We start from the raw sequence: 22,084 nt of genomic DNA, 5'->3' as shown, positions 1-22,084 counted from the left end.
CCCGTGCCCCCGATCCGTGAAGGATCGAAGCTTTCTACATCAAGGAAAGACCTGTTATTCGGTCGGATACACAACCCGATATTGAGTGACCCCGGTCACTCGCGGGGATCGCTGCCGAGACGTGCGGAGAGATCCGCACGCATACGCGCCGAGGCGTTGTGACCCTCTGTCGTCCAGCCAAATACCGAGCTACACGAGTTCAGGCGAACCCCCGCGCGCTCACGCGAAGGGAAGGCTGCGGGTGCGGGGAAGGGGCCCCGGAAAGTTTCAGACTCCCCCTTCCTGCCGGTGGGCATCCGACAAGATGCCCGTATGGATCAGGGGATAGCTGCGCTGATCGCAGCAGGGTTCGGACTGGTTGGTGCCGCAGTCGGCGGCGCTGCGGCCGTTTGGGGTGCAAGGATCGGGGCGGAGAGGTCGGCCCAGGCCGTCAAACAGCAAGTGCAAGACCAAGCGGCCGTCGAACACGCTCACTGGATTCGGCAGCAGCGACTGGAAGCCTACGAAGGATTTGAGGACACCTATGCTCAACTCGCGCGGCTTGTTGGTCGCGTAGGGCGAGACATTCCCGAGGCGCCAGATCTGCTGCGAATCTTGGCGCGTTGTTGTGCCCGCATCGAAATCCTTGGACCGCTCGAAGTGTCATTTCGTGCGCTACAAGTGACGACGGGACTCGGCATCCGAGTAGCTGATCTAGAGGTGCTCCGTCGACTCGATACGGGAGATGGCGGGGAGCCTAGCGAGGAATACTCGCAGATGGCCGCCCGGCTACAGGCCGACAACAGTAGGAATGAAGATCATCAGTCCTTTATTCGAGCAGCCCAGAAGGCCATGGGTACGTACCTTCAATAGCTGAAGTTGCCCGGCCCACAGGGCGGGCGAAGTCTCTATGTCATTCGTTCCGCCCCTGGCCTCTGTGACTCGGCCAGGGCGAGAAGTGAACGTCAGTGAGCTTCTACAGGGCAGCGCCCTTCAGGGGGCGCTGCTTCTCTCTGAGGCCATAAGTTCTCCTGGCCTTGATCGGCCAGGGCAGAGCTGTGAAGCGCAGCGGAGCAGCCAACGGCCCCCGTGGGGGCCTTACTAAGGCCATAAGTCGCCGAGGACCGTTCAGGCCGCCTCGGCGAACCATTCCTCGTCACCGATCCACCCCAGGCATCCCGAGGACCGGTCACCGGCCATGAGGCGGAACGTCGTCTTCGCTCGGCGCTTGGTGCCGACCGTCTCAACTTCCAGCCATCCGGCATCGGTTAGGGCCTTTGCTCCGCGCTCGGTATAGCGGCGAAGGTGCCCGGCCCGGTCGCGCACGCCGACAGCATCGGCAAGCGAACGCCACGGAATGGTCACCTCGGAATCGGCGCCGCACAGGCGGGCTATCTGCCTGGCCACGGCCTGACCGCTACGCGGCACGCATCGAACCGCGTCGGAGTACCACAGGGCGGCTTGCCCGGTCGGGGGAGCCGTCTCCGCCGCAAGGGCGAACCCACGCTTTCGCAGCTTCACCCTGCGCCCTTCGATAGCGTCCGCGTACTGTTCGGCAAAGGCCATTGTTCTGTTTCCTTTCGATTGGATCCAGGCATAGCAAAGGCCCCGGATTTCCGGGGCCTTTGCGTGGTCTTCTGCTCTTGCTTCTAGTCTTCGAGAAGGCGAAGCGTTCCGCTTTCCCGTACGAACAGCTCTCGGCCCAGGGGTTTCACGATGCCGTCGCGGATGCCGAAAACGTCGGCCAGGCATTCCGACTCGGCCACGGCCGAGGGTCGTACGAAGAACGTGTGCTCTTCGTCCGTGAAGGCAGACCAGAGGTAGAAGGCGCCTACCTCGTGCTCGGGGCATGTTTCGAAGACAGGCAGCTTCTCGGATTCGGCTCGGGTCATCGCATCCAAGGTCATGCGAAGGTTCTAACCCGAAAGGGGTGACAGGATCAAGGAAGAGCGTTTAAACGGCCCGCGCTGTCCAGCCTTGAAACTGTCACCCCTACCGGTGCACCTTTGATTTCGCGAGGGGGTAGCACTGCAAGGTTTCTTCGCTACTAGCAGTCGGCCACAGCCTCGGCGTCGCTGACCACAACAACAGGGGGAGTATGCGTGTTATAACCGTGATCCAGGATCAAGACGGTAACCGGAGAGTCGTTGCTGATGTGGTCTACCCTTCCGAGCGTTGATATGAGAAATGCCCCCTCCATCCGGAGGGGGCATTTTGGTTTCGTGGAGTGTGCCGGGAGAGCTAACTCCAGTTGTTGTCCATTCTGATCAGTCGCTTCTTGACATCGTGCGGAATGATCAACTTCCCCATCAGCTCCCCATTGTCCTGTTTTCCAAGTTCGAAAGTTATTCCGGCGCTCAGTAGGTCTCTTTCCATGGCCTCCACGCCCCCGGTATTCCAATGTTGGGCGTAGGTTGCGCCGGTGCTTTCGTAGACCCACCTATCCTTTGTGGAATCCGGGTCGATCTTCGTCAAGTCGTTCATAAGGGCCTCTAGCGTGGCCTCCGCCTTCTCTCGAATGAACCCGGACTTATCGAACCTCCCTCCGGGCTCCAGGCCAGTCATGTAGTAGCTGATGCCATCTTCCAGTCGCTTACGCTCGCGCCTGTTCTCATCACCTCGGGCGTACTCCCGGCGGATCACCTCGAAATCCCCCAGGGCCTCAAAGACGGCCTCCGTCAGAGCCGAGTACACATGCTCAGGGTCCGGTGTCACGAACCCTGGCTTACGGCAATCAGGGCAGCGCAGATACCGGTACTCCTTCACTTCGCCAGTAGAGAGCGTCTTGTAGTTGTTCGTTTCGTTAACGTTCCTACCGCACTCGTGTTTCATGACACCGAGGAACCTGGTAGGGCGACGGTTTTTCTCGTGGTGACGCTTGTTCTTGGCGCGGGTCGCGAGGGCTTCCTGTACGCCCTCGAACTCCTCGCTAGTCAGGATCGGCTCATCCGTGACCCTGATTTCCTGGCCCTGCTTATCCAATACCGGTGTAGATTTGTAGGTAGTTGACTTCGTCCCTCCCTCGGTACGGAGCCCCTTAACGGCCGGGTTCCTAAGGATCCTGAGAACCTGCTGATTGTTCCACTTCCGGTTGCTGTACGTGGGAACCTTGGCCCTATCCAAAACCTTGGCAATCCGGTTTGCAGGAACCCCCCGCATTGCAGCCTGATACATGTAGCGCACCGCCCGCGCCTGCTTAGGGTCCTGCACTAGGCGGAGTTTCCCCCCGACCCTGCCGGTCTTGTAGCCATACGATGGCTTACCAATACGCCATTGGTCTTGCTGCTTCGTGTATTCCCAGTGGGACGAAACGCGAGTCTTAGTGTTGGCGGCCTCAATCTCTGCGACTGCCGCAACGAAAGTCACCATTGCCTGCGCCATCGGAGACGACAGATCCAGGGTGTCATTAAGGGAAACGAGATTCTTCCCGAACCTCTCGCACCACTTGATTACTTCGTGCAGGTCGGAGATTCGCCGAATGAACCGGTCGAGCTTCCAAAACAGGATCAGGTCAAACTCGGGGATCCGGTTGTTAAGCCAATCTCCGAGTTCCTTACGCTCCCAAGGCGCCTTCTTGGTCGCGGACACCCCAAGGTCTCTGGCCACACCGACCACTCTTACGCCCTCGCGGATGGCGTGACGGCGGAGGTCTAGTTCCTGCCGGGCGGGTGAGGTGGTGTCCTCCGTGAGGATGGACAGGCGTACCGACAGGAGCCCCCGGGGCGCGTCCTCCGGCAACGCGTCGTTCCTGGCGCTGAGTTCGGCCAGCTCTGCCAGTTCCTCTGCCGTCCACTCCGGGGCGTTCTGCGTAGGCGTCATGGGCGAGAGCGTACATGCGGTTGGACTATGGAACGTTCTTCGTGCAGTTCGTCGACCCGGGGTACGCCTACCCGGCGGTGTCCTTCGTCGTCCTCGGCGCCTTCGCCCAGCTGGCCAGCTTCCTCTACCTCAGCGCCCTGATATTCAGCGGCACCAGGCTGGCCGACGCGTTCCGCCGCCGCAAGCGGATGTCGGCGACGGCCACTTCGGCGGCGGGGGTGCTGTTCCTCGGGTTCGCGGTGAAGCTGACGCTCGCCAGCGCCTGAGCCTGGGCGGACGTCCGAGCCCGAGCCGCCGGGCGCGGCCCGGCCGCCGGGTTCACAGGTGTTCGGTGAGCCGTTCGGCGGCCCAGTCGGCCCATTCCGCTGAGGTCGTCGAGCCGCGCAGGCCGTATTCGAGGATCAGCCAGCCGCAGATCTGCACCGGGTCGCCGACCCATTCGACGTTGTCCCGCACGGCTTCCAGCGCGGCGAGGCGTTCGCGGTTGACCCGGGCGAAGTTCTCCAGGTAGTCGACGCCCTCCTCGCGGCTGAGCGTCCACAGGAAGAAGACCCGCAGCAGGGCGGCGCTGCGGAAGGCGAAGTCGGTGCCGGGCTCGGTGAGCCAGCCGCGCAGTTCCGCGCGCCCGGCGTCGGTGATGCCGTACTCGCGGCGCTGGCGTGCGCCGGTCCCGGTGACCTCGATCAGACCCTTCTCGCTGAGCTTCGCCAACTCGCCGTAGACCTGGCTCTTCTGGGCCGGCCACACCGCGGACAGACCCGAATCGAACCGCTTGAGCAGGTCGTATCCACTGGCGGGCTGCTCGGCCAGGAGACCGAGGAGTGCGTGGGGCAAGCTCATGGCCTCACCCTACCTTTCCGGAATTCACCCGTCACGGCTGGACAGAGCAAGATCGACCGGCCATTCTTGGACCGTCCAAGATTGGACCCTCACCCTGTCCCGAAGGAGACAACCGGTGAACTATGTCCGCGGTTTCGCGCCCTGGCTGTGTTACGCGGCCCTGAGCCCGGTCGACTGGCGACTGGGTACGAGCGCCGCCGCCCTGGCCGCGCTCTATCTGCTCGCGCGCCAGCTCCACGCCCGCACGGTCGACCTACTGGGGGCCGCCACCTGCGGGTTCTTCGTGGTCATGGCCGGCATCGCGCTGGCCGACCCGGGCTCCGCGCTCCAGCACTGGATCTGCGCCCTGGCCAACGCCACCCTGGCGGCCACGGCCCTGGCGTCCCTGGCGGCCCACCGCCCGTTCACCCTGGCCTTCGCCCGGGCCGAGGTGCCCCGGGAGTTCTGGGACTCGCCCCGGTTCATCAGGTTCAACATGGTGCTGACCGCCATCTGGGCGGGCGGGTTCACCCTCGGCGCGCTCGCCTGCGCCGCCGTCGTCGACTACGACCACTCCGCGACCGCGCCGCTCGTCACCGCCCAGGTCCTGGCGTTCGTCCTCCCCTTCACCGTCGGCGGCCGGTACGCGGCACGGGCCAGGGCCCGCGCCGCGCAGGCCCTGGCGTGACCGTCCACCCCGCGACACCGCTCCGCACGGCACCGCACAAGAAAGCAAAGGAAGCAGCAGAAGATGCCCGACACTCGCGCGCGGCACACCGCCGGGCCCGATGACCTGACCGAGACCACCGAGGAGGCGCCCGGCCCCGGAGGCGGTTCCGGAGACCGGCCGGTGAGCCCGGAGCGGCTGATCTACTTCACGGACGCGGTGGTGGCCATCGCCATCACCCTGCTCGCCCTGGAACTGCCCGTCCCCACCGGAGAGGTGCACGGCAACTCCGGTGTCCTGCACTTCCTGCGCGACCACCTCGCGGAGTACACCGCGTTCCTGGTCAGCTTCTGGGCCATCGCCATCCACTGGATGATCCACCAGCGGCTGTTCCGGTACGCGACCGGACTCTCCGGCGGTGCCATCCGGTGGAACCTGCTGTGGCTGCTCGCGATCGTCGTCACGCCGTTCACCACGAAGCTGCTGACCAGCGAGGCCGACGCGTACCAGGTGCAGTTCATCGTGTACGCCGCCGTCCAGGTTCTGACCTGCCTGTTCTTCCGGCTGACCGTCACGGACCTGCGCAGGTCGGGGCTGCTGGACACCTCCGACTCGGCGGAGGCCGTGTCGAGCACGATGAGCTGGCTGACCGCGCTGTTGCTGGCCTTCCTCATCTCCATACCGGTCGCCTTCCTCACCCACTGGGCCTCGGCGTGCTGGGCCCTGCTCCCGGCGATACGAGCGGGCCTGCGCGTCCGTCGGCGACCGTACAGCGCCCCGTAAGGGGCGCTGGGGGTGCCCCCGGCCGAAGGCTGGGGGAGGAACTGCGCGACCAGCCACGACGGCGCCGCAGTGGTCAGGCGGCATTTCGCGGCGCTTCCAGCGGAACGCCGACGCGCCCCGCGTACTCCCGCGCCCCCTCCGCCGTCTCCCCCGCCCACCCCACATAACCGTCCGGGCGGACCAGGAACACCCCCGGACCGTACGACTCCGGGGCCGGCAGGCCACCGCCGATCCCGGCCACCGGCTCCGGGGCCAGCAGTGTCCAGTGCGGCCCCCGGAACGCGTCGAACATCCGCACCCCGTCCGCGTTCCGCCCGTCGGGCGCGCGGTCGCCCGCCCGCACCGGTCCCGGGTTCGCCCGGGTCTCCTCGGTCAGCGAGGACTCCCGGTAGCCGATGCCCAGTTGGACCGTGGCCTCGCCCCGCCGGACCTCGCCGTGGTGGACGCTCGTCGAGAGGCCCAGCATGGCGGCGGCGTTCGCCCGGCGCTCCTCCTCGTAGGTGTCGAGGAGCGCGTCCGGGGCCCGCCCGGCGAGCACCGCGGCCAGCTTCCAGCCCAGGTTGTAGGCGTCCTGGACGCTGGTGTTCAGGCCCTGGCCGCCGGCCGGGGAGTGGACGTGGGCCGCGTCGCCGGCCAGGAAGACCCGGCCCACCCGGAACCGGTCGGCCAGCGCGGCACGCGGGCGGAAGTCGGAGGCCCAGCGCACCTCGGTGACGTCCGCCGCGTCGAGGTGGCTGTACGTCGTCACCAGCCGGCGCAGGCCGTCCAGGGACAGGTCGATCTCCGTGCCCTCGGGCAGCCGCGCGCCCAGCTGGAAGTCGTCGGTGCCGGCCAGCGGGCACAGCGCCACGCCGCAGCCGTCGTCGTCGACGAAGGTGTGCCAGTGCTCGCGGTCCAGGCCCCGCATCCGCAGGTCGGCCACCAGGAACGGGCTCGGGTCGACCGACTCGCCGGTCATCCCGACGCCCACCGCACGCCGTACGGCGGAACGCCCGCCGTCCGCCGCCACGGCATACCGCGCGCGAGCCGTCGTACCGTCGGCGAAGCGGGCGGTCACCCCCTCCGCGTCCTGCTCCAGGCCGGTCAGCGCACGCCCGAACGCGACTGCGCCGCCCAGCTCCCGCAGCCGTGCGTACAGGACCTCCTGGGTGCGCCACTGAGCGACCATCAGCGGTTCGGTGTACGGCGCGCCCTCGTCCGCCGCCACCGCGTCGAACATCGGCTTCGTCCCGACGGGTTCGCCGTTCTTCCAGAGCAGTTGGGGCGGGTAGGGGCCGCCGGCCGCGCGCATCGCGTCGAGCACGCCGAGGTCGTCGTACACCTCCTGGGTCCGGGGCTGGATCCCCTTGCCGCGCGAGCCGGGGAACAGCTTGTCGCCCGCCTCCACGACCAGTGCGTCCACCCCGCGCCGGGCGAGGTCGATCCCGAGGGCGAGCCCGGTGGGCCCGGCGCCGACGACCAGTACATCCCGCATATCCATCGCATTTCTCCTTAACGCTGTTAAGTGCCGTCCACGGCAAGGCTGCCCTTAACGCTGTTAAGCTGTCAAGTGTGAGTACGGAACGACGCGCCCCCCTCGACCGCCGCAGGGTCGCCGACACGGCGCTGCGCCTGCTGAACGAGGCCGGTCTGGAGGGGCTGACCCTGCGGGCCATCGCCAAGGAGCTGGACGTCAAGGCCCCGGCCCTGTACTGGCACTTCAAGGACAAGCAGGCGCTGCTCGACGAGATGGCGACGGAGATGTACCGGCGGATGGCCGCGGTCACCCGGCTCGACCCCGCGGGCACCTGGCAGGACGCGCTGCGCACGGTGAGCGGAGGGCTGCGCACGGCCCTGCTCGGCTACCGCGACGGCGCCAGGGTCTACAGCGGCTCACGCTTCACGGGCACCGACCACGCCCCGCAGCAGGAGACCTACCTGGGCATCATGACGGCGGCCGGCTTCACCCTCACCCAGGCGGCCCAGGCGGGCATGACCACGAACGCCTTCACCATCGGCCTCGTCATCGAGGAACAGGGCGTGGAACCCCTCCCGGGCCACCGCCGCGAGGGCTACGACCTCGACGAACGAGCCCGCATGCTCGCCGACTTCCCCCTGTCGGCAGCAGCGGGCCGCGACCTCTTCACCGACTACGACCACCAGTTCGACGAGGGCCTGGAACTGGTCATCACGGGAATCGGCTCCCGCTACAAGATCACCTGACCTCGGAACGGGCCCCGCTGTAGCGCCCCGAAGGGGCGCGGGGAACTGCGCGACCAGCCCCCACGCACCCGCACCCGCCCGACAACCCCGTCGGCCCCCGGCGCCCCGCGCCTACCGCAGCGCCCGCCGCAAAGCCCGCGTCAGCACGGGCGGCAGCAGATCCACCGCGACCCTCCGCACCCGGCTCCGCCGCCGCGCCCCCGCAGCCGGCCCAGGCGACACCGGCACTGAAGCCGGCCCAGGCGCCTCCGGCGCAACCGCCGGCTCCGACGCGACCCCATACCGCGACAGCGGAAACTCCGGCTCCCGCATCCCCTTCGACTTCAGCCGGATGATCCGGTGCCCCGCCGCCTCCTGCATGCTCAGGTGGCAGTCGGTCCGCCCCCGCGCCATCGCGATCAGCTCCTCCTGCACCGCCCCCGGGTCGCCCCACGTCCCGTACAGCTTCTGGGTGCTGATGCATATCGGATGCAGGTCCCCGTTGAGCACCGCCTCCCACGTGGCGACGGAGACCCCGGGCGTGTGCTCGGAGCGGAAGTCGTCGAGGACCACGATCCCGTCGGGCAGGAGCAGCTCGCGCGCCGCCGCTATGTCGCCGTGCACGTGCTCGTACAGGTGCGACGCGTCGACGTGCACGAACCGGCAGGAGCGCGGCGCGACCTCGGCCGGCACCACCGAGCTGGGCCCCTGGAGCACCCGGGGCAGCTCGTCGTGGAAGGCGAGGTAGTTCTCCTCGAAGCGGTGCCGGGTCAGCTTGGCGTACGACTTCGTCGACTCCGCGCGGTTCGCGTCGTCGGGCGCCTCGCCCTCGAAGAGGTCGCAGACCGTGAACGACTCGCCGGGCCGCAGGTGCCGGCCGGTGAAGATCGCGCTCTTGCCCATGTAGACCCCGACTTCGAGGAGGTCGCCCCGCATCGAGGAGGCCTCCTGGCGGCTCAGGAACCAGTCGAAGAGCACCTGGTCGAGCACGGGGAACCAGCCGGGCACGTCGTCGAGACGGTGGGGCGGGCGGGTCGTTTCCTGGGTGGTGGCCATACGGACGAGCACTCCCTCGATGCGCGGTACGTGGTACGCGGTTCGCAGTGCGGAAGTCTGTGGGAAACCTGCGGACCGGCTGTGCGTTGACGGGCTCCACGGTGCCTGCCCGCCGCCCGCCTCCGAAAGCGGCCGAGAGGTGAAGGGCGGGTCAATTTTCCAAAGTGAACGGAAGGTGAACCAAAAGCGAATCAGGACGCCTTCAGGGCCTTTTTCAGCCTTGGCCCGCATGGTGTCTCCACGAATCGGTGGATCAGCCAGGCAAGTCCAAGCATTCCGGACAGCGTGATCAAAAGGGTCGGCCATGGCGGGATTCCCCACCCTCGGTGCAGCACCCGGATCACGAACCATCCGATGTGTTCGTGGACCAGGTAGAACGGGTAGGTCAGCGCACCGGCCGTGGTCAGCCAGGGCCAGGCCGCCCGGCGCGTCCAGCCGGCCGCCACCGCCGCGACCGCGGCGAACGCCAGGGTGACGACGAGCATCACGACGTACGGGTCGCGCGGCGTGCCCGCGTGCCAGAGCCCCTCGGTGGCCGTGCGCAGCCCGAGGATCCAGGAGAGCGCCACGATGCCCCAGGGCAGCAGCCGGTTGCCGAAGCGGTGCACGAGGTAGAGGGCCAGGCCGCCGGTGAAGTAGGGGGCGTACTGCGGCATCACGACCAGTTGGGCCCATGACCCGTCGCCGGCCGCGGTGGACAGGACGGCGGCCAGGGTCCACACCGAGCAGAACAGCACCACCCTGCGGTAGGTGACCCCCGGCAGGACGACGGTCAGCGCGAACAGGGCGTAGAAGCGGACCTCGACCCAGAGCGTCCAGCAGACGCCGAGCACCCGCGGCACGCCCATGGGCTGTTGGAGCATCGTCAGGTTGACCAGGAACTCGTCGGGGCGGACCGCGTGGACGACGGCGGGCAGGATCACGGACGCGCCGGTGACCAGCGCCACGGCGACCCAGTAGGCGGGGTAGAGGCGGGCGACGCGGGAGCGGAAGAAGTCGCCCAGCGAGCGGCCCCAGCTGCTCATGCAGATCACGAAGCCGCTGATGACGAAGAAGAACTCGACGCCGAGGCAGCCGTAGACGGCCGCCCGGGACAGGGTCGGGAAGACGTGGGCGGGGTTCTGGTGCCAGGACGCGGAGACGACTCCGCCGCGTCCCGCGTAGTGGTACAGGCAGACCATCAGGGCGGCGGCGAGCCGCAGTCCGTCGAGGGCGAGGAGTCGGGTGCGGGGGTGTCCGGGTGGGGCCGGGACGACCGGGGTCTTCGCAGGCGAGGGCGCCAGTGTGGGGGTCGCGAGTGACATGGTCCGAGACGCATACCCGGGTCCGGAAGGTTAATCATCCGATCTGTTCGCAGGGTCCCCGGGACGTGCGAAGTCCCATACCGTCACCTGGGGGAATCATAGAAAGTGTGCGGTGAACCTGCTAACCATTCTCTTACCCGTAGGGGTTCGTTAACCATATAGTCGTTTTGGTTTCTTAGTTTCTCCATCCAACCCCCCGGTGCGGGTCATCCCACCACACACAGCCGTTACACAAGCTTTGCTTGGCAAAATCAGGAGAGCTATGACGAGGGTCCAGAACAGGCGGGCACCTGCGCGCGGAGGGGAGCTGGACGACTGCCTGCACGCCTGCGCTGTGCACAGCGGCAAAGTGGTCGGCAGCCTCGACCGCCGCCGCGCGGAGCTGGCGGAGCAGCTGCGCAAGCTGCTGGTGGTCGTTGCCACGGAAGGCACCACCACGCCGGCGCCCGCCCAGGCCGGCGGTGCGACGGCGCTTCTCAAGCGCGCCGTCAAGGGCGCCGCGAGCCCCTCGGGCGGGATCAACAACGACCTGCTGGACGCTCTGCTCGCGGTCGCCAACAAGGCCCTGGAGTGCGGTTACAACGACGAGCTGAACCTCGCCCTGGTGATCAGCGACACCGTCCTCGCCCAGCGCAAGAACTCCCGCGCCGGCTGGCGGCTGCGCGCCCGCATCCTGGAGGGTCTCGGCGAGGAGCGCGAGGCAGTCGAGGCCTACGAGCGCTACCTGGAACTCACCACGGACGACGGCTTCGGCGTCGCCAACCGGATATCCGGCATGCGCCGCGCCGCCGAACGCGAAGGCGAACTGCTCGGCCTCCTCAAGCGCCAGGTCCCCGCCGCCACGGACCACGTCCGCGGGCCCGCCACCGCCACCTGGGCCGAGGGCCTCGCCCTGCACGCCGTGGGCGACTGGCAGGCCGCCGAGCCCCGCCTGGTCGGCGCGCTGCTCGCCCTCGCCGAGGACGAGGCACCGGTCAACGACCGCCAGGAGCTGCTCAGCCAGTACCTGGACCTGCGCCTGGCCGAGGGCAACGACGCCGGCATCGCCGAGGCCGTCGCGCTCTACTCCGAGCAGCGCCGGATCCGGATGCGCGGCCCGGTCGCCAACCCGACCGTCGACGGCGTGCAGTGGATCAGCCTCGGCGAGTTCCGCAACCAGATCGCCGGCAAGTCGGTCTGCCTGATCGCCAACTCGGGCCGGGTGGGCGCGAGCGGCATGGGCAAGGAGATCGACAACTACGACCTGGTCGTGCGCTTCAACTCGTACAAGATCGACCCGAAGCACACCGGCGAGCGCACCGACATCCACGTCAGCATCCACAAGCACGCGTTCAACTGGGAGAAGCCGGTGACCACCCGGCTGATCTTCGGCGGTGTCTCGGGCGACTGGAAGCACTCGCTGCGCAACAAGCTGGTGCCCGGCGCCCAGAAGTACCTCGGCGACGAGTCGCTGCGCTGGCCGATGCGGAACATCGGGCAGATCAGCGCGGACACCTGGTCGGGCATCCCGACCTCCGGGTTCAACATGCTGTGGCTGCTGGACTTCCTGGACGTCAGCCCGACCCTGGACCTGATCGGCTTCGACTTCTACGAGAGCGGCGCCTACCGCGTGCAGGAGGCCATGAAGCTCGCCATCACCTCCGTGCACGAATACACCAGCGAGAAGGACTGGGTCATGCAGCGGGCCCAGAGCGTGACGGACATGAGGATCTCCCTGCGATGACGACCACCTTCACCTCGGCGGCACCGAACACCGACGCGAGCGCCCTCACCAAGAAGCGCCGGATAGCCTTCGCGTCCTACGTGGACGAGAACTACCTCCCCGGCTTCCTGGTCCTGCTGCGCAGCCTCGCGCTGTCCAACCCGGGCGTCTGCGAGGACTTCGTCGTGCTCTACGACGACCTGCGCCCGGCGTCCATCGCCAAGATCCGCGCCCTGCACCCGCGCATCGTGCTCCAGCGGGTCAACGACACGCACTACGACTCGTACGTCAAGGGCGACCAGGACAACTACCTGGTCCGCAAGGCGTACTTCATCCTCGACATCTTCCGGCTGCGGGACTACGACACCGTCATCACCCTGGACACCGACATGGTCGTCCTCGGCGGTCTCGGCGAGCTCCTGGAGCTGCGCGAGGGCCTCGCGGCCGTCCCGCAGTTCTTCTACGGGCAGCACAAGCTGAACTCCGGTCTTCTGGTGATCCAGAAGGAGTACCTGTCCGACGAGTTCTGCGCGAAGATCGACAAGACCGGCCGCAGCGGCGACTACGAGCTCGACAAGCACGACCAGGGCATCCTGAACGCCGTCCTGGACGGCGACTTCGTCCGCCTCGACGCCAAGTACAACTTCGTCAAGCGGCGGCTCTCCGGCGACCTCCCGGTCCCGGAGGAGACCAAGATCCTGCACTTCACCGGGCGCCACAAGCCCTGGCAGGGCGGCGAGGCCGGCTACGCGCAGGCCGAGGACCGCTGGCGCGAGTTCGAGATGACGGACGCCGAGTTCCACGCGGCGTACTTCGCCTCCTCCGGCGGCCTCCACCACGACCTGGTCGTCCACTTCGGTGCTCCGCACGTCAAGCGCACCGGTGACGTCGAGATCGCCCGCAAGGTGGCCGCCGCGCACATCGCGTCCGGCGACTACCAGGACGCCGTCGACGTCATGAGCAGCGTCCGCATCCCGCTGGACGAGGCCTGGCCGCACGAGGTCCTCGGGCACGCCCTGATGAGCGTCTCCCGCTACGAGGAGGCCAAGACCCAGCTGCTGCTCGCCTCCGCCGCGCCCAACCGGGCCGCGACCGCCTTCGCGCGGCTCGCCCAGATGGCCTGGGTGCACGGCGACAACACCGAGGCCCTCCGGTACGCCACCGCCGGCCTCACCGTCGACCCCACGCACCGCTCCAGCCGCCTGTGGGCCCAGCGCGCCGCCGCCGTCCCCTCCCAGGAGCAGGGCAGCGCCGAGGACCAGCTGGCGCACGTCGCGTTCTACATGGACCGGCAGGGCAACGCGGGCGACAAGCTGCTCCCGGAGACCGTCCGGCTCGGCTTCGGCCCGGACACCACCTCCCGGCGCTGGCACTCCGTGCATGCCCACCGCTACTTCGACAGGGCCGCCCTGGAGCGGGTCAACGCCCGCCGGGGCCTGGTCATCGGCGGCGGCGGCCTGTTCATCCCGGACACCATGCCCAACGGCAACAGCGCCTGGCAGTGGAACGTCCCGGACGAGCACCTGCGCGCCATCGACGTCCCGATCATGATCTACGCGGTCGGCTTCAACGCCTTCGACGGCCAGTCCTACCGGGCCAACCGGTTCAACGAGAGCCTGCGGCTGCTGGTCGAGAAGTCCTCCTTCTTCGGCCTGCGCAACCACGGCTCGATCGCCAAGGTCCGCGGCATGCTCCCGCCGGAGCTCCAGGACAAGGTCGTCTTCCAGCCCTGTCCCACCACGGTCATGCGCCAGCTGGTGACCGGCTGGACCGACCCGTCCTACCGCGAGGACACGGTCATGCTCAACGCGGCCTACGACCGCGCGGGGCTCCGCTTCGGCCACGACTACGCGCACTTCCTGGCCGAGATGGCCAAGGCCGTCCGCAAGATCGGCGAGCACACCGAGGTCAGGTGTGTGGCGCACTCCCTCGACGACGAGAAGATCGCCTTCGACCTGCGCCGCGAGCACGGCATCTCGCTGCCGGTGATCCCGATGTACGACTTCTCCAACGACGAGATCCGCGAGACGTACGCCAAGACCCGCCTGGTCATCGGCATGCGCGGCCACGCCGGCATGATCCCGTTCGGGGTCGGCACGCCGATCATCTCGCTCATCTCGCACCCGAAGATGGCGTACTTCCTCAACGACATCGAGCGGCCCGAGTGGGGCGTCTCGGTGCACGAGAAGAACCTCGGCGAGATCCTCACCGAGCGCGCGATCGGCATCCTCGACAACCACAGCCGCACCGTCGCCGACGTACACGACCGCCAGGAACAGCTCTGGAAGGTCACCGAGGAGAACCGCGCCACGATCAAGAAGATCCTGGGCCGCTGACCCCGAAGGGGCGGGCCCGGAGATCCGGACCCGCCCCTGATCGGCTGATCGGCGGCGCAGCCGCCGCCTGGGGGCGCGGGGCTGTATTGGATATGCGGCTACCGCCGCGTGGGCGCGACCAGCCCCAACGGCGCCGCAGACAAAAAGAAGGCAGAGCTTACTTCCGCACAACCCGCCGCAGATTGCGCGCCTTGCGCGCCATCCGCCGCACCGTGGCGTTCCGCAGCGGAAACGTCAGCTGCGACGGCACCCCGCCGGGCAGCCCGAGCGAGGTCAGCCGCTTCCGCTTGAAGTAGCGAATGGTGGTGTCGTTCAGATGCTTCGTCAGGTACCGCTCGGTCTCCCCGCGCAGCTGCGGGTAGATCTTCGGCTGCATGGCGAAGCCCACCGCGCGGATCAGCTCCCCGAGCGCCTCGACGCTCAGCCGCGGTCGCTGCGCCTCGACCGCCTTGCGGTCGCCGAGCTCCGGGATCAGCGCGTCGACGACGGTGACCGGGACCCGGTTGCTGTTCTCGTACGGCGTGAGCCTGTCGAGCAGCGTGTCGGTGCCCACGCATGCGGTCGGCAGGCCGTACAGCGCGGACGCGGTGAGCAGCGCGGTGGAGAAGCAGCCGACCACCAGGGCGGGACGCATCCGCTGGTAGAGCACCTCGGCGAGGACCGTGGTGTCCAGGACGGTGAGGTCGACCTTGAGCCTCTCGGCCTCCTGCTCCAGGGTGCGGGCGAACCGGGCCGGGGCGGAGGGGTGCGGCTTGAACACGACCTTGGTGTGGCCGAGTTCGACGGCGCCCTTGAGCATCCGGACGTGCAGGTTCTCCTCCTGCTCCGCGGTGAGGATGCCGAGTGCGGAGAGGTACTGGCCGAGCAGCAGGGCCGGTTCGTCGATCTCGGGCAACTCGTCGCCGCTGGGCGCGAGTTCGGCGAGCACCTTGGTGAACGCGGCGGTCGGCACGACCTCGCCGTCGACCCCGAACTCGGTGAGCAGCATCGGCTTGAGACCGGGCACCAGGTCGAGGTGGAGGACCCGGTCGACGCGGGTGCCGACCAGCGGGTCGATCTTGTTGCGGGTCGGGCCGTAGCTCATCAGGCCGTCGGCGTAGACCGTGACCGGGGCGCCGGTGAAGATCTGGGTGAGGCTCTGCGAGGGGTTGACCTGGATCGACTCGACGGCGAACTCGACGTCGTCGTCGCCCAGCTGCCACTCGTGGCGCAGGAAGCGTTCCCACAGCGGGAAGTCGTCCGGCCGGGGGGCCCAGCCGCCGGGGTGGAACGGGAAGATCGTCTCGTTGTACGAGATCACGTCGTCGAAGCGGTCGCGCAGCCGCTCGAAGCCGGGCGCCTCGTCCAGGCCCGGGGTGGTCTCGGGGGTCGCCGCGTTGTTGCAGACCAGCAGGATGCGCCGGTCGGCCGGGCGGAAGGCGCCGGAGTCCAGGGCGGCGGCGAGGGTGGCCGTGCCGTAGAGGGTGGACGCCTGGAAGATCTGGGTGGTCACGCGGCGGCTCCCGCGGGGGCGGGACGGCGGCGCAGCCGGCGCAGCTTGGTGGCGCGCTGGAGGTCCATGGAGTCCAGGGCCTCGTCCAGCACGTCCTGAGGCATGCGCCGCAGTGCGGCCGCGCTCATGGATTTCAGCTTCTTCGCCACCGCGGGCTCGAACCTTTCGATGGATCCCAGGTGATGGGAAATGATGGCGCAATACGTGCGGACGGCCTTCGGCAGGAGTTCCTTCGCGTCGGCGTCCTGTGCCGTTTCCTCGATCACCTGGTCGAACGCGCGAATGAAATCGAGCTGACGGACGTCGCCGATCTGCGTGAGTGACGAGGCTACGCCACGCCGGTAGAAGACGCCGAGCAGGTTCACCGCGGCGAAGGACCCGGCCTCCCGGTGCAGCTTCCAGATCCACGGCCGGTCCTCGGCCGTGCGCAGGCCGTCCGTGAAATGGACGAGGCCCTGGTCCACCAGACGGCGGTGGTAGACGCCCGCCCACGCGTAGGCGTAGTCGACGGAGGTGGACCGGTCGGCGGGCAGGATGGCGTCCCGCGGGTTCATCACGACATTGCGGCGGCCGACGGGCACGCGGGTGACGACCCGGGCACGCGCGGTGCACTGCACATGATCGGTGCGGACGAAGTCGCAGCCCAGCGACTCGATGGCGTCGACCAGCTGCGGGTAGTAGCCGGGCGCCAGCCAGTCGTCGCCGTCCAGGAAGGTGACGTACTCGCCGCGTGCCTTGTCGATCCCGGTGTTGCGCGCGGTGGCCAGCCCTCCGTTCAGCTCGTGTCTGACATGGACCGCGCCGGGGAGCTCGCGCTCTGCCCGCGCGAGAATCTCTGGTGTCCCGTCGGTCGAGCAGTCGTCGACGAGAATGAATTCGAAGTCCTCACGCGCGTTCGCGCGCAGGCTCCTCAGGGTGTCGGGCGCGTATTGCTGCACGTTGTAGAACGGCACGATGACGGAGAGCTTGACCACGTGGAGGACGTTAGGCGGACGCCCGTCATCCGTCTTGACGGTCGCCTTGAATCGAGGTGAACGACACGTGGCGAAGCTGTGAACCAGGCAATTTTGAGGGCTTATCCCGAGCTGATTCGCCATCCGGAGATGTGTTGTTAACCTTTTGTTGGATTCGGGTTCGGTAGTTCCTCGGAATGGCTTCCTAGCGTCTTCGGTGTGCCAGCAAGTGCAACGAAGTCCCTGCGGGTGGCCGTCCTGGCGGATTCCGACACTCGGTGGAAGTGGGGGGCGCTCACCGCGAAGCGCCTGATTCCCGACGAAACCGACAACCCGGATGTCCGGCTCGACGGTTACCTCCTGCGCGGCCGTGCCACCCCCACCGCCCGCCAGCTCCAGGAGGTCGGTGTCCATGCGGACTCGCTCCGCGAGGTCACGGCCGTCGAGTTCCTGAGAGAGATGGACCAGGAGTCGTACGACATCCTCGTCCTCTCCCTCGTCGGCGGCGGCACGCAGGCCATGCTGCACGGGTTGCGCAGCGCCTGGGCCGGCCGGGAGAAGCGGCCCGTCGTCGTCACCGGCTACGTCGGCGTCGTCTACGAGAAGCTCGCCGACGGCCTGCTGCTGCGGCACGGCGCGGACCTCGTCCTCGCCAACTCCCGCCAGGACGCCGACCGTTTCCGGGCGGTGTACGACGGGGTCGGCGCCGACTCCTCGTCGGTGACCGAGGTCGCGCTGCCGTTCCTCGGCGGGGCGCCCTACGAGGGCGAACACGACCCCTACACCGTGGTGTTCGCCGCCCAGCCCTCGGTCCCGGAGAGCCGCAAGGACCGCACCTACCTGCTCAACCGGCTGATCCAGCACGCCCGCAAGCACCCCGAGCGGGAGGTGCTGCTCAAGCTGCGCTCCAAGCCCGGCGAGCACACCACCCACATCGAGGAACTGCCGTACCAGAAGCTGGTCCAGGGCAAGGACGTGCCCGCCAACTTCAAGCTGGTCTACGGCCACATGGGCGAGGTGCTCGACCGCACCGATCTGCTTGTCACGATGAGCTCGACGGCCGCCCTGGAGTCCCTGCACCGCCGGATCCCGACCGTGGTCCTCACCGACCTCGGCATCCGCGAGGCGCTCGGCAACCACCACTTCGTCGGCTCCGGCTGCCTCGCCTCCTGGGACCAGCTCGACGCCGGACACCGCCCGGTGCCCGACGCCGAGTGGGTCTCACGGCAGGGCGTCGCCGCCGACGGCAGTTACGCCACCGCGTTCGACGCGGGCCGCGAACGCATCGCGAAGCTGCTCGCGCGGCCCGGCGGGCTGCCCCCGCTGAACCCGTACTACACACCCGAGACCGCCTCCGGCTACCTGCCCGGCATCCTCGCCCGCCACCACCTCGGCCCCGACGGTGTCCCGCTCCCGGGCGCGCCCGCCGCCGACAGGGCCCCGGGCCCCGTCCGCCAGATCGTGCGCCGGGCCGCACGCGGCGCCTACCGCCACGGCGTCCAGCGGGTGGCCCCCGTGATCCGACGAATGGGAGAGCTGTGAGCGACCGGATCCCGAACCAGGCGTCGTCGGCGCCTGACGGACCTGAAGGAACAGAGCCGATGTCCCACCCCGACGGGGCCGTACTGCCCCGCGTCCTCGCCGTGATCCCCGCCCGGGGCGGCTCCAAGGGCGTGCCCGCCAAGAACCTCGCCCCGGTCGGCGGCGTCCCGCTGGTCGCCCGCGCGGTCCGCGAGTGCGTCGCCTCCCGGCTGGTCACCGACGTGGTCGTCTCCACCGACGACCAGGCAATCGCCGCCGCCGCCCGCTCGGCCGGCGCCGAGGTCGTGCTGCGCCCCGCCGCCATCGCCGGCGACACCGCCACCTCCGAGGCCGCCGTCCTGCACGCCATGGACGCCCACGAGGCGCTGCACGGCGCCACCGTCGACGTCGTGCTGCTCGTGCAGTGCACCAGCCCGTTCATCGTCCGCGAGGACATCGACGGGGTGGTCGGCGCGATCGTCGAGAACGGCGCCGACACGGCCCTGACCGTCGCCCCCTTCCACGGCTTCGTGTGGCGCGACGAGGTGCACGCCCCGGTCCCGGTCGGCGCCGACGAGGCGTCCGCCAGCGGCGGCTTCGGCGTCAACCACGACAAGTCGTTCCGGCCGCGCCGGCAGGACCGCCCCCAGGACTTCCTGGAGACCGGCGCCGCCTACGCGATGCGCGCCGACGGCTTCCGCGAGCACCAGCACCGCTTCTTCGGCCACACCGAACTGGTGCGCACCGACCCCGCGCGCGTCCTGGAGATCGACGACCACCACGAGCTCGCGCGCGCCCGCGCCCTGGCCCCGCTCTTCGACGCGGACCGCCCCGGCGCACTCCCGACCGCCGACGACGTCGACGCGGTCGTACTGGACTTCGACGGCACCCAGACCGACGACCGGGTGCTGATCGATGCCGATGGAAAGGAGTTCGTCTCCGTGCACCGCGGCGACGGACTCGGCATCGCCGCCCTGCGCAAGAGCGGGCTGAAGATGCTGATCCTCTCCACGGAGCAGAACCCGGTCGTCGCCGCCCGGGCCCGGAAGCTACAGATTCCGGTCCTGCACGGCATCGACCGCAAGGACCTCGCACTCAAGCAGTGGTGCGAGGAGCAGGGCATCGCTCCCGAGCGCGTGCTCTACGTCGGAAACGACGTCAATGACCTCCCGTGCTTTGCCGTAGCCGGCTGGCCCGTGGCGGTCGCGAGCGCCCACGACGTCGTACGCGGCGCCGCACGCGCGGTCACCACCCTCCCCGGCGGTGACGGCGCGATCCGAGAGATCGCCAGCTGGATCCTCGGCCCCTCTCTCGATTCCCTCCCGAAGTAAGGACACCCCACAGTCATGAGCAACTCCCGTCTGCGCCAGTTCGGTTCCCGTGAGGTCGGCCCCGGCAAGCCCGTCTACATCTGCGGCGAGATCGGCATCAACCACAACGGTGAGCTGGAGAACGCCTTCAAGCTGATCGACGTGGCCGCCGAGGCCGGCTGTGACGCCGTCAAGTTCCAGAAGCGCACCCCGGAGATCTGCACCCCGCGCGACCAGTGGGACATCGAGCGCGACACCCCCTGGGGCCGCATGACCTACATCGACTACCGCCACCGCGTGGAGTTCGGTGAGGACGAGTACCGCCAGATCGACGAGTACTGCAAGAGCAGGAACATCGCCTGGTTCGCCTCCCCGTGGGACACCGAGGCCGTCGCCTTCCTGGAGAAGTTCGACGTCCCCGCCCACAAGGTCGCCTCCGCCTCCCTCACGGACGACGAGCTGCTCAAGGCCCTGCGCGCCACCGGCCGTGCGGTCATCCTCTCCACCGGCATGTCGACCCCGAAGCAGATCCGCCACGCGGTCGAGGTCCTCGGCTCGGACAACATCCTCATGTGCCACGCCACCTCCACCTACCCGGCGAAGGCCGACGAGCTCAACCTCCGCGTGATCAACACGCTGGAGAAGGAGTACCCGAACGTGCCGATCGGCTACTCCGGCCACGAGACGGGCCTGCAGACCACCCTCGCCGCGGTCGCGCTCGGCGCCACCTTCGTCGAGCGTCACATCACCCTCGACCGCGCCATGTGGGGCTCCGACCAGGCCGCCTCGGTCGAGCCGCAGGGCCTGACCCGCCTGGTCCGCGACATCCGCATCATCTCCGAGTCCCTCGGCGACGGCGTCAAGAAGGTCTACGACTCCGAGCTCGGCCCGATGAAGAAGCTGCGCCGCGTCACCGGCGTCGTCGCCGAGGCGGAGATCGCCGCGGCGGCCGGCGAGCCGGTCCAGGTCTGAGCCCGAGCCTGATTGATGTGTTACGACGACGGGACGGTCGTACGTCGATGAGCCCCCGCGCCGGGAACACCGGCCCCCACACACTCGCGTTCGTCGAGAGTCCGGTGCAGCTGCTGAACGTGCTGGAGTGGGCGCATGCCCACGCCCTGCGCGGGGCGGCGGACCCCGTGCCGACCGTACCCGGACAGGTACGGCGCCCGGCATCCGGCATATCTGCACCCGGCGCGGAACTCACGATCGTCGTCCTGTCCCCGACGGACCCCATGACCCGGGGCCAGCTGCGCCGTATGGCGGACCTGGCCCGGGACGAGGGATACCGGGTCCGCTGGGAGGAAGCACGGGGTGGCACCACCGCCCCCTTCCAGACGATCGGCGGCCTGGCGGGCTCGCTCCGCCGGGCCGACCGCATCGTGATGGGAGACCCGTTCTCCCGCTACGTACAACTGCTGCTGACCATCACCCGCGCCCGTGACCTGGTCGTGGTCGACGACGGCACCGCGACGATGGAGTTCGTCGCCCAGCTGGCCCGCGGCGAACGCCTGGTCCGCTGGCACCGCAAGGGCGGCCGGCCCGGCGCCCGGGACCTGCTCTTCGCGCCGGTCTCCTCCTCCGCCCGCCGCCGCCTCACCCCGAGCGACCGCCGGCGCGTCGAGGTCTTCTCCTCCATGCCGATGGCGGAGACCCCCGCCGGGGTGACGGTCACCGCGAACGACTTCGGCTGGACCCGCGCCCGCTTCGGCCCGCCGCGCATCACCAAGGGCGCCGACATGGTCGGCACCTCCCTGGTGGAGACCGGCGTCGTGGACGGCGACCGCTACCTGGAGGCCGTCCAGACCCTGGCCAAGGCGCACGGCGCGACCCGCTACTTCGCGCACCGCCGCGAGAGCACCGAGAAGCTCCACCGCCTGGCCGCCGAGACCGGCCTGGAGATAGTCCGCCCGGACCTCCCCCTGGAACTGATCGCCCGCCGCGGCCCCATCGGCCGTACGATCCTCAGCTTCCCCTCGACGGTCGTGCACACCCTCCCGCTGGCCCTGGCCGGCACCGGCGTCCGCGTCGCCGTCTGCGACATCGACCCGGCCTGGCTGACGGACAACGCGTCCCCGCGCGCCCAGGGCTTCCTGTCCGGGGTCACCGGCACGGCGAAGGACGTCCACCGGCTGGCGGCGGTGACGAGCCCGGCCTAGAAC

Annotated in this window: 19 protein-coding genes and 1 pseudogene; 11 read left to right on the top strand and 9 right to left on the bottom strand. The window is 68.7% G+C overall.

Annotation, left to right across the window (positions count from 1 at the left end; genetic code table 11):
* Nucleotides 1-312: 312 nt before the first annotated feature.
* On the top strand, nucleotides 313-852 hold the full coding sequence (locus tag ACGF5O_RS14015) for a hypothetical protein (RefSeq protein WP_393810101.1): 540 nt from the start codon (nucleotides 313-315) through the stop codon (nucleotides 850-852).
* 255 nt (nucleotides 853-1,107) lie between these two features.
* Here the strand turns inward: ACGF5O_RS14015 and ACGF5O_RS14010 are convergent, their stop codons facing one another.
* The 3 genes from ACGF5O_RS14010 to ACGF5O_RS14000 form a co-directional block, all read right to left on the bottom strand.
* Complete coding sequence (locus tag ACGF5O_RS14010; protein WP_393810100.1) at nucleotides 1,108-1,545, bottom strand: hypothetical protein; 438 nt, start codon at nucleotides 1,543-1,545, stop codon at nucleotides 1,108-1,110.
* 83 nt (nucleotides 1,546-1,628) lie between these two features.
* Nucleotides 1,629-1,886: a hypothetical protein gene (locus tag ACGF5O_RS14005; RefSeq protein ID WP_393810099.1), complete on the bottom strand. Its 258-nt coding sequence runs from the start codon at nucleotides 1,884-1,886 to the stop codon at nucleotides 1,629-1,631.
* Between the two features lie 334 nt (nucleotides 1,887-2,220).
* The gene (locus ACGF5O_RS14000) at nucleotides 2,221-3,798 is read right to left on the bottom strand and encodes a recombinase family protein (protein ID WP_393810098.1); all 1,578 of its coding nucleotides are present in this window, start codon (nucleotides 3,796-3,798) and stop codon (nucleotides 2,221-2,223) included.
* Nucleotides 3,799-3,818: 20 nt separating this feature from the next.
* On the opposite strand from ACGF5O_RS14000, the pseudogene ACGF5O_RS13995 reads away from it, so the two are divergent.
* A pseudogene (locus ACGF5O_RS13995) lies at nucleotides 3,819-4,064 on the top strand (LysE family transporter); the annotation flags it as partial.
* Between the two features lie 52 nt (nucleotides 4,065-4,116).
* Here the strand turns inward: ACGF5O_RS13995 and ACGF5O_RS13990 are convergent.
* A complete protein-coding gene (locus tag ACGF5O_RS13990) occupies nucleotides 4,117-4,638 on the bottom strand; it encodes a PadR family transcriptional regulator (RefSeq protein WP_393810097.1) in 522 nt (173 codons plus the stop codon).
* Nucleotides 4,639-4,753: 115 nt separating this feature from the next.
* Here ACGF5O_RS13990 and ACGF5O_RS13985 point away from each other — a divergent pair, with 115 nt between their 5' ends.
* Nucleotides 4,754-5,305, top strand: a complete 552-nt coding sequence (locus ACGF5O_RS13985) for a hypothetical protein (RefSeq protein WP_393810096.1) — start codon at nucleotides 4,754-4,756, stop codon at nucleotides 5,303-5,305.
* A gap of 63 nt (nucleotides 5,306-5,368) precedes the next feature.
* Nucleotides 5,369-6,067, top strand: coding sequence for a TMEM175 family protein (locus tag ACGF5O_RS13980; protein WP_393810095.1), 699 nt, complete (start codon nucleotides 5,369-5,371; stop codon nucleotides 6,065-6,067).
* Nucleotides 6,068-6,140: 73 nt separating this feature from the next.
* Here ACGF5O_RS13980 and ACGF5O_RS13975 read toward each other — a convergent pair whose 3' ends face one another.
* Nucleotides 6,141-7,547, bottom strand: a complete 1,407-nt coding sequence (locus ACGF5O_RS13975; protein ID WP_393810094.1) for an FAD-dependent monooxygenase — start codon at nucleotides 7,545-7,547, stop codon at nucleotides 6,141-6,143.
* Nucleotides 7,548-7,618: 71 nt separating this feature from the next.
* Between ACGF5O_RS13975 and ACGF5O_RS13970 the strand changes: the two genes are divergently transcribed.
* Nucleotides 7,619-8,269, top strand: coding sequence for a TetR/AcrR family transcriptional regulator C-terminal domain-containing protein (locus ACGF5O_RS13970; protein ID WP_393810093.1), 651 nt, complete (start codon nucleotides 7,619-7,621; stop codon nucleotides 8,267-8,269).
* A gap of 111 nt (nucleotides 8,270-8,380) precedes the next feature.
* Here the strand turns inward: ACGF5O_RS13970 and ACGF5O_RS13965 are convergent, their stop codons facing one another.
* Both ACGF5O_RS13965 and ACGF5O_RS13960 read right to left on the bottom strand, forming a co-directional pair.
* Complete coding sequence (locus tag ACGF5O_RS13965) at nucleotides 8,381-9,304, bottom strand: class I SAM-dependent methyltransferase (RefSeq protein WP_393810092.1); 924 nt, start codon at nucleotides 9,302-9,304, stop codon at nucleotides 8,381-8,383.
* Nucleotides 9,305-9,495: 191 nt separating this feature from the next.
* A complete protein-coding gene (locus ACGF5O_RS13960) occupies nucleotides 9,496-10,608 on the bottom strand; it encodes an acyltransferase family protein (protein WP_393810091.1) in 1,113 nt (370 codons plus the stop codon).
* Between the two features lie 262 nt (nucleotides 10,609-10,870).
* On the opposite strand from ACGF5O_RS13960, the gene ACGF5O_RS13955 reads away from it, so the two are divergent.
* Both ACGF5O_RS13955 and ACGF5O_RS13950 read left to right on the top strand, forming a co-directional pair.
* Nucleotides 10,871-12,331 carry a glycosyltransferase family 29 protein gene (locus tag ACGF5O_RS13955; protein ID WP_393810090.1) on the top strand — a complete coding sequence of 487 codons (1,461 nt, stop codon included), beginning with the start codon at nucleotides 10,871-10,873 and terminating at the stop codon, nucleotides 12,329-12,331.
* Entirely contained in the window at nucleotides 12,328-14,646 is a 2,319-nt protein-coding gene (locus ACGF5O_RS13950; protein WP_393810089.1) for a glycosyltransferase, read from the top strand. The genes ACGF5O_RS13955 and ACGF5O_RS13950 overlap by 4 nt, the downstream gene beginning before the upstream one ends.
* Before the next feature lie 157 nt (nucleotides 14,647-14,803).
* On the opposite strand, the gene ACGF5O_RS13945 is transcribed toward ACGF5O_RS13950, so the two are convergent.
* Both ACGF5O_RS13945 and ACGF5O_RS13940 read right to left on the bottom strand, forming a co-directional pair.
* Nucleotides 14,804-16,138 (bottom strand): polysialyltransferase family glycosyltransferase, encoded by a 1,335-nt coding sequence (locus ACGF5O_RS13945; RefSeq protein WP_393810088.1) that lies wholly within the window; start codon nucleotides 16,136-16,138, stop codon nucleotides 14,804-14,806.
* Nucleotides 16,135-17,112, bottom strand: coding sequence for a glycosyltransferase family 2 protein (locus tag ACGF5O_RS13940; RefSeq protein WP_393810149.1), 978 nt, complete (start codon nucleotides 17,110-17,112; stop codon nucleotides 16,135-16,137). The genes ACGF5O_RS13945 and ACGF5O_RS13940 overlap by 4 nt, the downstream gene beginning before the upstream one ends.
* A 198-nt stretch (nucleotides 17,113-17,310) precedes the next feature.
* On the opposite strand from ACGF5O_RS13940, the gene ACGF5O_RS13935 reads away from it, so the two are divergent.
* From ACGF5O_RS13935 to ACGF5O_RS13920, 4 genes are read left to right on the top strand one after another with little or no spacing between them, the layout of a single operon-like run.
* Nucleotides 17,311-18,633 (top strand): DUF6716 putative glycosyltransferase, encoded by a 1,323-nt coding sequence (locus ACGF5O_RS13935; RefSeq protein WP_393810087.1) that lies wholly within the window; start codon nucleotides 17,311-17,313, stop codon nucleotides 18,631-18,633.
* Between the two features lie 59 nt (nucleotides 18,634-18,692).
* Entirely contained in the window at nucleotides 18,693-19,943 is a 1,251-nt protein-coding gene (locus ACGF5O_RS13930; protein WP_393810086.1) for a cytidylyltransferase domain-containing protein, read from the top strand.
* Nucleotides 19,944-19,958: 15 nt separating this feature from the next.
* Nucleotides 19,959-20,894, top strand: a complete 936-nt coding sequence (locus ACGF5O_RS13925; protein WP_393810085.1) for an N-acetylneuraminate synthase family protein — start codon at nucleotides 19,959-19,961, stop codon at nucleotides 20,892-20,894.
* A 47-nt stretch (nucleotides 20,895-20,941) separates the two neighbouring features.
* Nucleotides 20,942-22,081: a hypothetical protein gene (locus ACGF5O_RS13920; protein ID WP_393810084.1), complete on the top strand. Its 1,140-nt coding sequence runs from the start codon at nucleotides 20,942-20,944 to the stop codon at nucleotides 22,079-22,081.
* Nucleotides 22,082-22,084: the final 3 nt, after the last annotated feature.

This window comes from Streptomyces sp. NPDC048291 (assembly GCF_043201715.1).
In the GTDB taxonomy this organism is placed as follows: domain Bacteria; phylum Actinomycetota; class Actinomycetes; order Streptomycetales; family Streptomycetaceae; genus Streptomyces.
This window is presented reverse-complemented; position numbering and strand designations above follow the sequence as displayed.

Excerpts from the sequence above, each read along its gene's own strand:
- ACGF5O_RS13955 (WP_393810090.1), top strand. The coding sequence starts at position 10,871 with ATGACGAGGGTCCAGAACAGGCGGGCACCTGCGCGCGGAGGGGAGCTG.
- ACGF5O_RS13925 (WP_393810085.1), top strand. The coding sequence starts at position 19,959 with ATGAGCAACTCCCGTCTGCGCCAGTTCGGTTCCCGTGAGGTCGGCCCC.
- ACGF5O_RS14000 (WP_393810098.1), bottom strand. The coding sequence starts at position 3,798 with ATGACGCCTACGCAGAACGCCCCGGAGTGGACGGCAGAGGAACTGGCA.
- ACGF5O_RS14015 (WP_393810101.1), top strand. The coding sequence starts at position 313 with ATGGATCAGGGGATAGCTGCGCTGATCGCAGCAGGGTTCGGACTGGTT.
- ACGF5O_RS13960 (WP_393810091.1), bottom strand. The coding sequence starts at position 10,608 with ATGTCACTCGCGACCCCCACACTGGCGCCCTCGCCTGCGAAGACCCCG.
- ACGF5O_RS14010 (WP_393810100.1), bottom strand. The coding sequence starts at position 1,545 with ATGGCCTTTGCCGAACAGTACGCGGACGCTATCGAAGGGCGCAGGGTG.
- ACGF5O_RS13975 (WP_393810094.1), bottom strand. The coding sequence starts at position 7,547 with ATGGATATGCGGGATGTACTGGTCGTCGGCGCCGGGCCCACCGGGCTC.
- ACGF5O_RS13965 (WP_393810092.1), bottom strand. The coding sequence starts at position 9,304 with ATGGCCACCACCCAGGAAACGACCCGCCCGCCCCACCGTCTCGACGAC.
- ACGF5O_RS13950 (WP_393810089.1), top strand. The coding sequence starts at position 12,328 with ATGACGACCACCTTCACCTCGGCGGCACCGAACACCGACGCGAGCGCC.
- ACGF5O_RS14005 (WP_393810099.1), bottom strand. The coding sequence starts at position 1,886 with ATGACCTTGGATGCGATGACCCGAGCCGAATCCGAGAAGCTGCCTGTC.
- ACGF5O_RS13980 (WP_393810095.1), top strand. The coding sequence starts at position 5,369 with ATGCCCGACACTCGCGCGCGGCACACCGCCGGGCCCGATGACCTGACC.
- ACGF5O_RS13930 (WP_393810086.1), top strand. The coding sequence starts at position 18,693 with ATGTCCCACCCCGACGGGGCCGTACTGCCCCGCGTCCTCGCCGTGATC.
- ACGF5O_RS13990 (WP_393810097.1), bottom strand. The coding sequence starts at position 4,638 with ATGAGCTTGCCCCACGCACTCCTCGGTCTCCTGGCCGAGCAGCCCGCC.
- ACGF5O_RS13920 (WP_393810084.1), top strand. The coding sequence starts at position 20,942 with ATGAGCCCCCGCGCCGGGAACACCGGCCCCCACACACTCGCGTTCGTC.